General features: G+C 38.9%; 12 protein-coding genes. 8 read left to right on the forward strand and 4 right to left on the reverse strand.

Annotated elements, in window-relative coordinates; translation table 11 throughout:
• Nucleotides 1-434: 434 nt before the first annotated feature.
• From glyA to CPS_RS03285, 8 genes are all read left to right on the forward strand, one after another.
• Nucleotides 435-1,694: a serine hydroxymethyltransferase gene (gene glyA / locus CPS_RS03250; RefSeq protein WP_011041578.1), complete on the forward strand. Its 1,260-nt coding sequence runs from the start codon at nucleotides 435-437 to the stop codon at nucleotides 1,692-1,694.
• Nucleotides 1,695-2,004: 310 nt separating this feature from the next.
• Nucleotides 2,005-2,502: a transcriptional regulator NrdR gene (gene nrdR / locus CPS_RS03255; protein WP_011041579.1), complete on the forward strand. Its 498-nt coding sequence runs from the start codon at nucleotides 2,005-2,007 to the stop codon at nucleotides 2,500-2,502.
• A 1-nt stretch (nucleotide 2,503) separates the two neighbouring features.
• Entirely contained in the window at nucleotides 2,504-3,745 is a 1,242-nt protein-coding gene (ribD, locus tag CPS_RS03260) for a bifunctional diaminohydroxyphosphoribosylaminopyrimidine deaminase/5-amino-6-(5-phosphoribosylamino)uracil reductase RibD (protein WP_049757725.1), read from the forward strand.
• A 47-nt stretch (nucleotides 3,746-3,792) separates the two neighbouring features.
• Nucleotides 3,793-4,491 (forward strand): riboflavin synthase, encoded by a 699-nt coding sequence (locus CPS_RS03265; RefSeq protein ID WP_011041581.1) that lies wholly within the window; start codon nucleotides 3,793-3,795, stop codon nucleotides 4,489-4,491.
• 141 nt (nucleotides 4,492-4,632) lie between these two features.
• Nucleotides 4,633-5,742 (forward strand): 3,4-dihydroxy-2-butanone-4-phosphate synthase, encoded by a 1,110-nt coding sequence (gene ribB / locus CPS_RS03270; RefSeq protein ID WP_011041582.1) that lies wholly within the window; start codon nucleotides 4,633-4,635, stop codon nucleotides 5,740-5,742.
• 161 nt (nucleotides 5,743-5,903) lie between these two features.
• Nucleotides 5,904-7,079: a hypothetical protein gene (locus tag CPS_RS03275; RefSeq protein ID WP_011041583.1), complete on the forward strand. Its 1,176-nt coding sequence runs from the start codon at nucleotides 5,904-5,906 to the stop codon at nucleotides 7,077-7,079.
• A gap of 13 nt (nucleotides 7,080-7,092) precedes the next feature.
• The gene (locus CPS_RS03280; protein ID WP_081428691.1) at nucleotides 7,093-7,842 is read left to right on the forward strand and encodes a PepSY domain-containing protein; all 750 of its coding nucleotides are present in this window, start codon (nucleotides 7,093-7,095) and stop codon (nucleotides 7,840-7,842) included.
• Nucleotides 7,829-8,599 (forward strand): PepSY domain-containing protein, encoded by a 771-nt coding sequence (locus CPS_RS03285; protein WP_011041585.1) that lies wholly within the window; start codon nucleotides 7,829-7,831, stop codon nucleotides 8,597-8,599. The genes CPS_RS03280 and CPS_RS03285 overlap by 14 nt, the downstream gene beginning before the upstream one ends.
• Nucleotides 8,600-8,737: 138 nt before the next feature.
• On the opposite strand, the gene CPS_RS03290 is transcribed toward CPS_RS03285, so the two are convergent.
• From CPS_RS03290 to pepA, 4 genes are all read right to left on the reverse strand, one after another.
• Nucleotides 8,738-8,947: a cold-shock protein gene (locus tag CPS_RS03290; RefSeq protein ID WP_011041587.1), complete on the reverse strand. Its 210-nt coding sequence runs from the start codon at nucleotides 8,945-8,947 to the stop codon at nucleotides 8,738-8,740.
• A 474-nt stretch (nucleotides 8,948-9,421) separates the two neighbouring features.
• Complete coding sequence (locus tag CPS_RS03295; protein WP_041736619.1) at nucleotides 9,422-12,292, reverse strand: valine--tRNA ligase; 2,871 nt, start codon at nucleotides 12,290-12,292, stop codon at nucleotides 9,422-9,424.
• Between the two features lie 182 nt (nucleotides 12,293-12,474).
• The gene (locus tag CPS_RS03300; protein ID WP_011041589.1) at nucleotides 12,475-12,948 is read right to left on the reverse strand and encodes a DNA polymerase III subunit chi; all 474 of its coding nucleotides are present in this window, start codon (nucleotides 12,946-12,948) and stop codon (nucleotides 12,475-12,477) included.
• A gap of 94 nt (nucleotides 12,949-13,042) precedes the next feature.
• Nucleotides 13,043-14,548 (reverse strand): leucyl aminopeptidase, encoded by a 1,506-nt coding sequence (pepA, locus tag CPS_RS03305; RefSeq protein WP_011041590.1) that lies wholly within the window; start codon nucleotides 14,546-14,548, stop codon nucleotides 13,043-13,045.
• Between the last annotated feature and the right edge of the window lie 9 nt (nucleotides 14,549-14,557).

Consider the following 14,557-nt stretch of genomic DNA (forward strand, 5'->3'; position numbering starts at 1 on the left):
GTTATAAATGACTTCCGATAAACAATATCACCACTAATTATGGAGCCAGCCATTCTGGTATTGTAATAACATTCATGGTTCCACGAATAATTTGTACTTTACATGTCATACCTGTTTATTATTCGGGTATTTGTTTTGTTTTCTGTTTTATATTCGTTGTAACTTGCTTTTTTATTAGTTATAGTCTGTTTGCTTGCTTTGGTGAAAACTTTTATTGTGCTGTTAAGTTCGATAGCTTAACAACTTACGCTATAAAACAGTGCGAAATGCACTAAGGCTAGCCCGTTTTGCCGTGTACATACAGGTAAAAATCAGGCAAAATACTGCCACTAATTTTGTGTGTCCAAGTTAATCGAATTTGGTAATTAAGTTTACTAAATAGGTAACTAGGGCACAGTTTGCAGCCTTGGGCTGAAATACTTAAGGAATAAACCATGTTTACTCGTGATATGAATATTGCTACTTTTGATCCAGAACTTTTTGAAGCAATGAGCAATGAAGTTGTTCGCCAAGAAGAGCACATTGAATTAATTGCATCTGAAAACTACTGTAGCCCGCGCGTTCTTGAAGCACAAGGCTCACAACTTACTAACAAATACGCTGAAGGTTACCCTGGCAAGCGTTACTACGGTGGTTGTGAATATGTTGATATCGCTGAGCAATTAGCGATTGATCGTGCTAAAGAATTATTTGGTGCTACTTATGCCAACGTTCAGCCTCATGCTGGTTCACAAGCTAACGCAGCTGTTTTTCAAGCTTTAGTTACACCAGGCGGTAAAGTATTAGGCATGAGCTTAGCTCATGGCGGTCACTTAACTCATGGTTCACATGTAAGCTTCTCTGGTAAGTCTTACGAAGCGTTCCAATATGGTCTTCACCCTGAAACAGGCGATATTGACTATGAAGAATTAGAACGTTTAGCTGTAGAGCACAAACCAGAAATGATTATCGGTGGTTTCTCAGCATTCTCAGGTGTTGTTGACTGGGCACGTATGCGTACAATTGCTGATAAAGTTGGCGCTTACTTCTTCGTAGATATGGCTCACGTTGCGGGTTTAATTGCTGCAGGTCTTTACCCTAACCCAGTTCCACATGCGCATGTTGTTACTACAACTACGCATAAAACATTAGCTGGCCCACGTGGCGGTTTAATTATCTCTGGTTGTGATGACGAAGCTATTTACAAAAAGTTAAACAGCGCTGTTTTCCCAGGTGGTCAAGGTGGCCCATTAATGCACATTATTGCAGCGAAAGCCGTTGCATTTAAAGAAGCATTATCGCCAGAGTTTAAAGTTTACCAACAAAATGTTTTAGCTAACGCTTTAGCAATGGTAGATGTATTACAAGACCGTGGTTATAAAGTAGTATCTAACGGTACGCAAAACCACTTATTGTTACTTGATTTAATCGATAAAGATATTACTGGTAAAGATGCTGATGCCGCTTTAGGTAAAGCACACATCACAGTAAACAAAAACTCAGTGCCAAACGATCCTCGTTCTCCGTTTGTTACATCAGGTCTACGTTTAGGTACTCCAGCGATTACTCGTCGTGGTTTTGGTATCGAAGAAACTAAGGCATTAACTGGCTGGATTTGTGACATTCTTGATGATATTGAAAATGAAGACGTTAGCAAACGTGTTCAAGACCAAGTTAAAGAGTTATGTGCTCGTTTCCCTGTTTACCAAAAGTAGCTTTTATCTTGTCGCTGTAAAGCTCAATTTAAGCGTCAAAAGTACTCATTGACTAACGTCAACTCCGTACTTTTTTCTTTAAATTGAGCCACACAGCTTAAAGCTAAATATCTACTTACACTGAAATTTGTTTAATAGTTAGTGTAAGTAAGTGAATAGTGAACTAGCGTCATACACTAAGCCTTTTATCGCTCAAGGCTTAACGGAAACTCAGTTTACTTAGCTAAATCAGTTGTTTTATATTAAAATGGTCGCCTTGAGCGGCCATTTTTTTTGTCCGTAATTTAATCTCCATTACCGTAGGTAAACCATGTATTGTCCATTTTGTTCAGCTAATGACACTAAAGTCATCGATTCACGTTTAGTTTCTGATGGCCATCAAGTAAGACGACGTCGTGAATGTTTAGCTTGTCACGAACGTTATACAACATTTGAAAGTGCTGAATTGGTGATGCCAAGAATCATAAAACGTGATGGCAGCAGAGAACCGTTTAACGAAGATAAAATGCTTAGTGGTTTAACCCGAGCATTAGAAAAACGCCCTGTAAGCATGGAACAAATAGAGTTGGCGGTTAATAAGCTGAAGTCTCAAATGCGCGCTACTGGTGAACGAGAAATTAGCAGTGAAATGCTAGGAGACTTAATTATGGCGCAGCTTAAAGAATTAGATAAAGTTGCTTACTTACGTTTCGCTTCTGTTTATTTGTCCTTTGAAGATATCAGCGAGTTTGCTGATGAGATCACGCGATTAGGAAAAGAAAAAAACGGTAAAGCAAAAAAGGCTAAACCAGCGAAAACGGCTAAATAACATGAAAACTAGTTCGCCTAACAACAAGAACACTCTTACTGAGCAAAACTTTACTGAACAAGACCACCACTTTATGTCTAGGGCTATAGATTTAGCTAAAAAAGGACATTTCACTACTTCTCCCAACCCTAGAGTTGGTTGTGTGTTAGTGAGCTATAAAGAAGGTGTTGGTAAGGTCATTGGTGAAGGTTATCATCAAAAAGCTGGGCAGGGTCATGCAGAAGTTAATGCGTTAGCTGAGGCAAAAGTGAACAATCCCGCTTTAATCAAGGGGGCTACAGCCTATGTTACCCTTGAGCCTTGCAGCCATTTTGGCCGTACGCCGCCATGTGCCAAAGCATTAGTTGATGCTGGTGTTAGTCATGTTATTGCCGCTATGGTTGATCCCAATCCACAAGTTTCTGGTAATGGTTTATCTCTATTAGAAAAAGCGGGCATCACGGTACAATCGGGTTTGTTAGAACAAAGCGCAAGGCTACTCAACGTCGGGTTTATTCATAAGATGGTCAATAATCTTCCATATGTACGCTGTAAATTAGCAGCGAGTCTTGATGGAAAAACAGCCATGGCCAGTGGCGAAAGTAAATGGATTACGTCAGCAGATGCTCGACAAGATGTTCAACGTCTACGCGCCCAGAGTTGCGCGATTATCACAGGTGCAGATTCAGTACTTTTTGATAATGCTAAGATGACAGTACGTTGGTCTGAGCTAGGTGAGTTAAAAAGTAACTACCCAAAAGAAGCCCTTCGTCAGCCTTTACGTATTGTAATTGATAGTCAAAATAGACTGACGCCAAACCTTGCATTATTCGAACATCAGTCACCAATTTTAATTATTAATGGCATAGATCCGGACTACGTTGAAAATAAAATTGAATCACATCTTGAAAACTTACCAAAATGGCCGCATTTCGTAGAACAGGTGCAATTACCTGTGACTGAAAACTCGCAGGGTAAATTGAAAATAAATTTAAAGGCTTTGTTAGAATACCTAGCAAAGCGAGGGCTCAATGATATTTTAATTGAGTCAGGCGCACGGTTAAGTGGTGCCTTTATTGAACAAAATTTAGTGAATGAACTTATTCTGTATCAAGCGCCCAAATTAATGGGTGGCGATGGTAAAAACTTAATGGAAATGCCCTCAGTATCAAAGCTGAACCAAGCCAAGGCATTAACTATTAGTGATATTCGTATGGTTGGTGTGGATATTCGCATCACTAGCCAACTTACTAATACTGAATAAATGAACACCGAATAAATAATCACACAAAAAATTAAATAGAGAAGTCTATGTTTACAGGAATTATCGAAGCCGTTGGTACTATATCGGCCATAAATGTTAATGCCCAAGGAGCTCGTTTAGTTATTGCTACCAATAGCTTGGACATGAGTGATGTTAAACTGGGCGACTCCATCGCAACTAACGGTATATGCCTTACGGTTGTTGATTTTAATAATGGCAAAGGTAATGGCAGCTATAGCGCAGATGTTTCTAATGAAACTCTACAGCGAACTGGTTTTGCAGGCTATAAAGTTGGCAGTAAAGTCAATCTAGAAAAAGCGATGTTGGCAAGCACACGTTTTGGTGGCCATATGGTTTCTGGCCATGTAGATGGTGTCAGTGAAATATTAGCTATCAATAATAACGGTAATAGTATTGAATACTGGTTAAGTATGCCAAGTGATTTAGCACACTATATTGCCGAAAAAGGCTCTGTAACTATTGATGGTACAAGTTTAACGGTTAATGCGCTTGCTGAAGAGGGCTCAAAAGGTCATTCACAAGGTAGTTTTCGATTAACAATAGTGCCACACACGGTAAAAGAAACCATCTTTGCTGAGTATCAAGTAGGTAGCAAGGTCAACATCGAAGTGGACTTAATTGCGCGGTACTTAGAACGATTATTGACTAAAAGTGGTGGGAATGAGCATGCTCCAGCGTCGAATGTTACCGAATCCATGTTATTAAAAGCAGGCTTTATTAAGTAGCTTGCTTTCGAACAAAAATTAATAAAAATTAGCTAAAAGATTAAGCGGTGAGTACATCTACGTCATGAACTCATAAAAACATATCAAATAAGAACAGTTAAAATAGGCTAACAACATAGCTAGCCATTTAAAGAGGCCGAAATGAATTTAAATACCCCACAAGAAATCATCGCAGACATCGCCTTAGGTAAGATGGTTATTTTAATGGATGATGAAGACAGAGAAAATGAAGGTGACTTCATTATGGCCGCTGAAAAAGTGACTCCTGCTGCTATCAACTTTATGGCAACCCATGGCCGCGGATTGATCTGTATGCCAATGAGCCGTGAAAAGTGTGAGACATTAAAACTGCCATTAATGGTAGATAAAAATGAGGCACAGTTTAGTACTAACTTTACTGTATCAATTGAAGCTGCTACCGGTGTAACTACAGGTATATCTGCTGCTGATCGTGCAACCACTGTTCTTGCTGCTGCAAATAAAGAAGCGACACATCTTAGTATCGTTCAACCAGGTCATATCTTCCCACTAATAGCTAAAGATGGCGGTGTATTAAATCGCGCAGGTCATACTGAAGCGAGTGTTGATTTAGCACGCATGGCAGGTTTTGAATCAGCTGCGGTTATTGTCGAGATTTTAAATGAAGATGGCACGATGGCGCGCCGCTCTGACTTAGAAGTCATTGCACAAAAACACGATATAAAAATGGGCACTATTGCCGATTTAATTGAATTTAGAAATGCTACAGAAACAACCATCGAGCGAGTTTCTCAGTGTAAGCTTCCTACCGCTTTTGGTGAGTTTGATTTAACCGTGTTTAAAGATACCATTGACGGTCAAGCGCACTTTGCTTTAACTAAAGGCGAAATTAAAGCGGATGAACCGACTTTAGTACGTGTACATTTAGAAAATACTTTTAGAGATTTATTATTCAGTCAACGTGAAAGTATTTCGACTTGGCCAATAGCCAATGCGTTAGAAAAAATTGCTAAAGAAGGCGGTGTACTTGTTTTACTCGGTAAGCATGAGTCACCAAATGAGTTAATTAACTTGGTAGAAAAATATGCCAAGATTGATGCGGGTGAAACCGTAAAAGAAACTAATCGTCACATTGGCTCTCGCAATGTTGGCGTTGGTTCACAAATCTTAGCAAACTTAGGTGTGAGTAAAATGCGTTTATTAAGTTCACAAACAAAATATCACTCATTGTCAGGTTTTGGCCTAGAAGTGGTTGAGTATATTGCTGACTAGCATTAACAGTTTAAGTACACAATAAAATGGCGGTATATGTTGTAAACATATACCGCCATTTTTAGTTATGTTCTAGAGAGTCTCTTGCCGCTGAAGTTTACTTCGATATTTTTCATTGGCATTATAGCTTTATATCCTTACTTGTTTATTAAAGGCCCATCATGAAGTTCAACCGTGCATTATTGATTTTTTCTCTTTTTATTAGCTCAACTAGTTTATATTCCAATGCAAAATTACCATTAAATATCGAAGAGCAGCGCGTAATAAAAGCTGAAGAAGCAATGCCAGAAGTAAGTACACATTTTGATTGGTTTGCTTTTAAAAAGAGCTGGCCACAAAAGGATACTTTCATTTTAGCTCAGCAATCGTTATCACTGCTTGGTAATCAATTATGGCAATACAGTAAAGAACAAGCGAAAAATGGTCAGGTTGTTGATGACAGGCCCTTATACTGGACAAGGTTAGCTATTATCTCATTTGTAAAAGCGACGCCAACTCAGTATTCGCAAACTGAATTGGCAGCCTTAGTTGAAACCTTTGAAAATACATCCCGTGGTCGCAATGATTTAACTTACAAGCAAGCTACCGATAAGCGTATTTTGCTAACTGGTTTTGACCCATTCTTGCTTGATAGAAACATTAAACAATCTAATCCTTCAGGTTTAGCTGCGTTACTACTTGATGGTGTGGTTATCGAATACATGCAGAACGGGAAAAAGATAACAGCAGAAATAAATGCTGCCATGATACCGGTACGTTATGCTGATTTTGATCAAGGTGAAGTTGAAAGCTTGTTAGCCCCTTTTTATGCATTAAATAGTGTTGATTTGATTGCGACTCTTTCAATGGGCCGAAGTGACTTTGACTTAGAACATTTCCCAGGGTTAAGGCGCAGTGCTACAGCACCAGATAATGTCAATGTTTATACTGGCGCGAATAAGAATAATCCTTTAATACCTAGCTTACTTGCAGCGCCGCTTAAAGGTGATGAATTTGTTCTTTTTAGTTTGCCTTATCAAGCGATGATGAAAGCGAAAGGTCGTTACAAAATTAATGATAATCGTGGGGTAACGATACTCGAATCAGGTACCGCAAAAAATATTACCGCCAATAGCTTAACTGAGCTTGTTGATAAGGTTGCTGTGCAAGGTGGTGGGGGAGGTTATTTATCTAATGAGATCTCTTATCGAAGTATTGCTTTGCGTAATAAGTTAGGTTCAACAATCCCTACTGGGCATATTCATACGCCACGGATCAGTGGTTTTGATGCGGCTACGAACCAAGCAATTATGTCTCAAATTGAAGCCATTTTAGTACAAGCGTTAGCAGAAATATAAGGGAATATTGGTAGTGTCTTTACATAGGAATAGTAGAAAATATCATAAATGGTTAATGTTATTTGTTGGCCTGCAACTGTTAACCTGGTCTATCACGGGGACTTATATGGTGTTAATGGATATTGATTATATTCATGGGGATTCATTAGTTGCCAATAAAAAGCAAACAATCGCCTTTAATAACGTTAATTATTCTTTTAGTGAGTTAATGAATGATCATAGTACAGCATCAGATATTGAGCTTGGTTTATTGCTAAATCAAAGCGTTTATCGTTTTAATGATGGCGAGCAGAAAGTTATGCTTTCGGCCTTTGATGGTCGCCAATTATCACCCATCGACGAAACATTAGCGATGACGATAGCCAAAGACAACTATACAAACAGTAAAGCACTGATAACCCATATTCAGTTGATTACCGTTAACCCACCAAGAGAGCTAAGTAGTCGCCATTTACCCGCATGGCGAATTGATTTTGATGATTTTGCTAGTCCTAGTTTCTATATAAGCGCTAACTCAGGACAATTGGTAACTAAGCGACATAGCTACTGGCGCATTTTTGACTGGATGTTTGCTTTTCATGTTATGGATTATATCGATGAAGAGCCAGGCAATAAGTTACTTCTTGTGTTCACTGTGCTCGCTTTTATTGCCAGTATCTTTGGCTTAGTACTGACTTACTTTCGCCTTATGCCCAAGAAGAACAAAAGAAACAGTAATGTTGATAATGATTTGAATAAGGAGATTACAGATGAAAAAGCGTAATATCCCAAACCCATCACTTATTAAGCTATCTACAATTAAAAAACTCCATAAATGGTTATCGCTTTTAGTTTTTATTCAGTTATTCATTTGGCTAAGTACGGGCTTGTTTTTTAATTTGATGGATCACGATAAAGCACGTGGTAATCAAAATAAGAAAGCAATCACCTTCCAAAAGATTGAACACAAACGTTTAGTAAACCTTGATCTGATCATGAATAAAAATAGTAAAGCTGTAACTGAGGTTGCCTTGATACAGCGATTAGGCAAACCTTACTATTTATTAACTCATGAAGAAGGCTTATACAATCATTTTAAAAGCGATTACAGCCTAGTAGATGCTTACGTTGGAGATGAGCTTATTATCGATGATGATGTTGCAGGTAAGCTGGCTCAAGCAAGCTATAAGGGCAAAGGGGATATAAATAGTGTAGTTAAACTTGAACCACCTATTACTGATATGCTCAAAGAACAAAATAGCGTTTGGCAGGTAAACTTTTCTGATGACTTAGAAACGAGTGTTTATTTAGATGCTAGTTCAGGGCGTTTAGTCGGGCACAGTAATGAGGATAAACGTTTTGTTGATTTCTTCTTTATGCTGCACTTTATGGATTACCCTTTTCTAGGAGAGGGGTCGGTAGGTGGTTTCAATAATGGTCAAATAACCTTCTTTGCCTTATTAACATTAGTCTTTTGTTTAACTGGTTTTATTTGGGTAATTGAATTACTAAGGAAAGGTCGCTACAAGTTTAGCTGGTAGGGTGTAGTTGATAATAAATTGCAGTTGTTGGGGTGTTTTGAAATGTACCTGTTTTATTTTCTTAAATTGCAGACACAAAAAAACGAAGGAAGAGTTAAACTCATGCTTCGTTTTTTTAGATTAGCTTATAAGTTAAACTTATACAGCTAGTACGTTTTCTGCTTCAGGGCCTTTTTGACCTTGTTTAACAGTAAAAGTAACTGCTTGACCGTCAGCTAGAGTACGGAAACCGTCTCCAGAGATAGCGCTGAAGTGAACAAACACGTCAGGACCATTTTCTTGCTCTATAAAACCGAAACCTTTAGTTTCGTTGAAAAATTTAACTTTACCAGTAACTGTATCAGACATACTAACATTTTCCTGTAATCATAAAATAATATTGTGGCTCTATCCCAAAATGGGTAGAAACCGTTTTCACCCGAGTAAGTGCCCTCTACCAAAAAGTACAGGAAGAGGAAGGAAACAAACCATATTCGACACAATCATTGCTTCAAACAATAGTTTGCATTGTCTAAATCTGCCTGTGTAGAATAATCAATACACTATGTGCATCAGATAGAAAACTACAACAAAAGTCAGTATAAACCTTCATCTGCAACGCAAGAACTCAACGCGAAAGTAGTCTAACATAGTTGTTTTTAATTTGCTTTATAAAAAGTCAGATTAGTTCAAATTTTCTTTGTCTAAATGAGAGTAGCTATCAAAGCCAATGTTAACAGTCACTCAAGGTGGGTTTTGAGGGGGAGACGCGGCGGATTATGATAAAAAATGACGACTATTTAAGGTAGCCGTCATTTTTATTTTTTAGCTTAGCTCTTTAGATCAAAGTGCGGCTATTTGTATTTTTTGTTCAAGTATTTTAGCAAGTGTAGATTCAGCGTCAGCTAACTTTGCTTGTTCTTTTTCAATAACCGCTGCAGGGGCTTTACTAACAAAGTTTTCATTGCCTAATTTACCGCGAACTCTGCCGGCTTCTTTTTCAAGCTTCTCAATAGCTTTATCTAAACGAGCAAGCTCTGCTTCTTTATCGATTAAGCCAGCCATTGGGATTAGCACTGATAAGTCACCTACTACAGCTGAAGCTGAAGCTGGACCTTGTTCATCATCCGCTAATACCGTAATGCTTTCTAATTTTGCTAGCGAACTTAAGAACTGCTCGTTTTCATCCAAACGACGTTGATCATTATCATTTACGTTTTTAAGCAATACAGGCAACTCTTTACTTGGCGAGATGTCCATTTCACCACGAATGTTACGAATAGCAATAATGAATTGTTTAACCCACTCTAAATCGTCAATGGCTTGTTGATCACATTTACTCTCATCAAACTGAGGAAATGCTTGCACCATAATCGAGTCACCATTTTTACTAAAATCACTTAATGGTTGAACTCGTTGCCAAATCGTTTCAGTGATGAATGGCATGATAGGGTGCATCAAGCGTAATAACGCTTCTAAAACATTCACTAAAGTATGGCGAGTACCACGTTGCTGTGCTTCATTTTCTTTGAACAGGACAGGCTTAGTTAGTTCTAAATACCAATCACAGAACTGATTCCAAGTAAATTCATACAAAGCTTGTGAGGCAAGGTCGAAACGATAAGTATCAAAGGCTTCATGAACCGTTTTTACAGTTTGCTCAAATTGACCTATGATCCAGCGATCAGCAAGTGAAAGCTCCATGTCGCCAGCCTTTCCTTCAGGTGATGACTGTCCGCAATCAAATTCTTCAGTATTCATCATTACATAACGGCTAGCATTCCATAACTTATTGGTAAAGTTACGGTAACCCTCTAGACGTTTCATGTCCCAGCTAATATCGCGACCCGTTGTAGCAACAGACGTTAGCGTGAAACGTAAAGCATCAGTACCGTGCGCTTCAATACCTTCTGGATATTCTTTTCTGGTAAGCTTTTCAATTTTCTTGGCAAGCTTTGGCTGCATCATATTGCCAGTACGTTTTTGCAATAAATCTTCTAAAGAAATACCATCAATCATATCTAAAGGATCAACAACATTACCTTTGGATTTACTCATCTTATCGCCATTTTCATCACGAATAAGGCCTGTCATGTAGATTTTCTTAAATGGTATTTGCGCTTTACCGTTTTCATCTTTGTTAAAGTGCATGGTCATCATGATCATACGGGCAACCCAGAAGAAAATAATATCAAAACCAGTGACTAATACATCAGTAGGGTGGAAGGTTTTTAAATCTTCAGTGTCTTTTGGCCAACCCAAGGTTGAGAACGTCCATAAAGCAGATGAGAACCAAGTATCAAGTACATCATCGTCTTGTCTTAACTTCATATCAGCAGCAATGTCATTGTTTGCGCGTACTTCTTCTTCTGTGCGGCCAACATATACTTTTTCGTTTTCGTCATACCAAGCTGGGATTCTATGTCCCCACCAAAGTTGACGTGAGATACACCAATCTTGAATGTTGTTCATCCAAGAAAAATACATATTTTCATATTGCTTAGGCACAAATTCAATTTGACCATCTTTAACAGCATCAACAGCAGGGCCTGCTAACTTTTCAACACGTACATACCATTGGTCCGTTAATAGTGGCTCAATAATAACGCCAGATCTATCACCGTATGGTGCAACTAAATCATGGTCTTTTACTTCAACTAATAAACCTAACTCGTCAAACTTAGCAACGATAGCTTTACGGGCTACAAAACGATCCATACCAGCGAATTCGCTTGGTAATCCAGTATCGTAAGCGTTACAAACTTCACCTTTAGTATCATAAACTTCAGCGGTTGCTAAAATAGCAGCATCTTTATCTAAGATGTTAATTTGTGGCAATGCGTGACGTTTACCTACTTCATTATCGTTAAAGTCATGGCCAGGTGTGATTTTTACACAACCAGTGCCTTTTTCCATATCGGCATGATCATCACCGACAATTGGAATCAATCGGTTTACTAACGGTAATAATACTTGCTTGCCAATTAGGTCTTTATAGCGAGGATCTTCTGGGTTTACTGCAACCCCTGTATCACCTAACATAGTTTCCGGTCGTGTTGTCGCTACGACTAAATAATCGAGACCTTCTGCTGTTTTAGCACCGTTAGCTAAAGGATAACGCAAGTGCCACATGTGGCCTTTTTTGTCTTTATTTTCAACTTCTAAATCAGAAATAGCGGTGTGAAATTTAGGATCCCAATTTACCAGGCGTTTACCACGATAAATCAAATCGTCTTCAAATAAGCGTACAAATACTTCTTGTACCGCTTCAGACATACCATCATCCATAGTAAAACGTTCACGACTCCAATCGATAGAGTTACCTAAGCGGCGCATTTGTTTGCCTATGGTGCCGCCAGACTCTTCTTTCCATTCCCAAATTTTATCGATAAAACCTTCACGACCATAGTCATGACGCGTTTTATCTTCTTCAGCCGCAATTTTACGTTCAACTACCATTTGTGTTGCTATACCAGCATGATCGCAACCGGTTTGCCATAAGGTGTTTTTACCTTGCATGCGTTGGTAACGAATAAGCGTATCCATGATGGTTTGCTGAAAAGCATGACCCATATGTAAGCTACCAGTAACATTTGGTGGTGGAATAGCAATACTGTAACTGTCACCTTCACCTGTAGGGCTAAAGTAACCTTGCTCTTCCCAGCTAGTATAAAGGGACTGTTCAATGTCGGTAGGGTTAAAGGTTTTTTCCATCATTTTATCCGGTAATAGGTTTAATAGTTGTTCGTTGTTTTGTTGCAACACTGTTGATCAGTGAAGGCTCAACAAAGTAAAAGTGCAGCAAAGTAAAATGCAACGTTTATTGAATTAGGTTTTTTGTGTTCGTCTTCATTTTTTTGTTTATCTTTGTGAGTGCCCAGTATAGAGATAAATCGCTATTTACTGACTTCCTCTGGCACGGTTACCGCTTGGTTATCAACTTGAAAACCCCATTGTCGGCAAGTTTTAAAGCGTTCTCTCGCTTGTTGTTTAAGTGTTTCATCACTAGGCACAAAATCAACGATAAATTGAAATTGATTGGCAAAGTTAGGCACCGCACTATTAAGGTTAATAAGCACAGGACGACGTCCTTGCGGTGCTTGATAACCTATTTCCACCATAGCGCCTTGTTTTGGACCTTCACCAACGAGGTTATGGGGTACAAAACTGTCGCTATCAAATGCCCAAAGCATCTCATCAATTTGTTCAGCATGTTGCTGGTCTTTTGCATAAATATAGACCCGCTGATTTTGACGATAGAAATGACTGGCTTGCAAACAGGCATGATAAATAGCAGAACGAGTATCTTCTTCTTTCTCGTCTGTTACATCATCCTTAAGTAGATAAAACATTACTTGAGTTTGCATCATTCTTGCCTAATTAAGTTCGCCTAATTTAAATACTTAAGCCCGAGTAGTTAACTACTCGGGCTTATTCTTTTTTCTATCAATTTATTCTGGCGATTTATTCGCCTTGTTCTTGACCAGAACGGTTCAGTAAAAACTGCGTTAGCATGCTTACAGGACGACCGGTTGCGCCTTTATTTTTACCGCTGCGCCATGCTGTACCGGCAATGTCTAAATGCGCCCAATTATATTTTTTGGTGAAACGCGATAAGAAACAAGCTGCAGTAATCGTTCCTGCTTCTTTGCCACCTAAATTGGTAAAGTCAGCAAATGGGCTTTCAAGTTGGTCTTGATAGTCATCCCATAACGGCATACGCCATGCTCTGTCACCACTTTGCTCGGAAGCATTTAATAATTCATGGGCAAGTGGATTATGACTACTCAATAGGCCTGTTGCATGTGCGCCTAAAGCAACGACACAAGCACCGGTTAAGGTGGCTACATCAATAACCGCTTCAGGGTTAAAGCGTTCAACATAAGTCAGTGCATCACATAAAACTAAACGGCCTTCAGCATCGGTATTAAGTACTTCAACAGTTTGACCAGACATAGTTGTTAATATATCACCTGGACGATATGCGTTACTGCTTGGCATGTTTTCACAACCAGCTAAAACGCCAATAACATTGATAGGTAAATTAAGTTCGACCAGCGCATGCATAGCTCCTAATACACCTGCAGCACCACCCATGTCATATTTCATTTCATCCATGCCTGCACCAGGTTTTAATGAAATACCACCACTGTCAAAAGTTAAACCTTTGCCCACTAATACTAGTGGCTTTGAATCATCACCGGCGCCGTCATACTTAATGATACTCATTAATGATTCGTTTACTGAACCACGACCAACAGCTAAGTATGAACCCATACCAAGCTCTTCCATTTCTTTTTCGTCAACAATTGTTGTTGTAACCTTGTCATAATCATTTTCAAGAATCTTGGCTTGTTCAGCAAGATATGCAGGATTACAAATGTTTGGCGGCATGTTAGCAACATTTTTACAGGTAGTAATACCTTCAGCAATAGCTAAAGCATGACTAACGGCACGTTCACCAATAGGCAATTCACGGCGAGTTGGTACATTAAAAACAACTTTACGTAAAGGACGACGAGCCTCAGCCTTACGCGTTTTTAAACTATCAAAACTATATAAGCCATCTTGTGCTGCTTCAACCGCTTGGCGAACTTTCCAGTAAATATCACGACCTTTAACATGTAACTCAGATAAGAAGCATACGGCTTCCATAGAACCGGTTTCATTTAAGGTGTTAATTGTTTTGGTAATTATTTGACGATATTGACGTTCATCAAGCTCACGCTCTTTACCGCAACCTACTAATAAAACACGCTCGCTTAAAATATTAGGCACGTGATGTAATAATAACATCTGCCCTGATTTACCTTCTAAATCGCCTTTACGTAAAAGGTTGCTTATGTAGCCTTCGCTGATTTCATCAAGCTGTTCGGCTGTACCGCTAAGTCTGCGAGGTTCAAAAACACCTACCACAATACAAGCGCTACGTTGTTTTTCTGGACTGCCGCTTTTTACACTGAACTCCATGACTTTTCC

Source organism: Colwellia psychrerythraea 34H (assembly GCF_000012325.1).
In the GTDB taxonomy this organism is placed as follows: domain Bacteria; phylum Pseudomonadota; class Gammaproteobacteria; order Enterobacterales; family Alteromonadaceae; genus Colwellia; species Colwellia psychrerythraea_A.

Bases quoted from the DNA above. Each gene is read 5' to 3' on its own strand.
- glyA (WP_011041578.1), top strand. From the start codon at position 435: ATGTTTACTCGTGATATGAATATTGCTACTTTTGATCCAGAACTTTTT.
- nrdR (WP_011041579.1), top strand. From the start codon at position 2,005: ATGTATTGTCCATTTTGTTCAGCTAATGACACTAAAGTCATCGATTCA.
- ribD (WP_049757725.1), top strand. From the start codon at position 2,504: ATGAAAACTAGTTCGCCTAACAACAAGAACACTCTTACTGAGCAAAAC.
- CPS_RS03265 (WP_011041581.1), top strand. From the start codon at position 3,793: ATGTTTACAGGAATTATCGAAGCCGTTGGTACTATATCGGCCATAAAT.
- ribB (WP_011041582.1), top strand. From the start codon at position 4,633: ATGAATTTAAATACCCCACAAGAAATCATCGCAGACATCGCCTTAGGT.
- CPS_RS03275 (WP_011041583.1), top strand. From the start codon at position 5,904: ATGAAGTTCAACCGTGCATTATTGATTTTTTCTCTTTTTATTAGCTCA.
- CPS_RS03285 (WP_011041585.1), top strand. From the start codon at position 7,829: ATGAAAAAGCGTAATATCCCAAACCCATCACTTATTAAGCTATCTACA.
- CPS_RS03290 (WP_011041587.1), bottom strand. From the start codon at position 8,947: ATGTCTGATACAGTTACTGGTAAAGTTAAATTTTTCAACGAAACTAAA.
- CPS_RS03295 (WP_041736619.1), bottom strand. From the start codon at position 12,292: ATGGAAAAAACCTTTAACCCTACCGACATTGAACAGTCCCTTTATACT.
- CPS_RS03300 (WP_011041589.1), bottom strand. From the start codon at position 12,948: ATGATGCAAACTCAAGTAATGTTTTATCTACTTAAGGATGATGTAACA.
- pepA (WP_011041590.1), bottom strand. From the start codon at position 14,548: ATGGAGTTCAGTGTAAAAAGCGGCAGTCCAGAAAAACAACGTAGCGCT.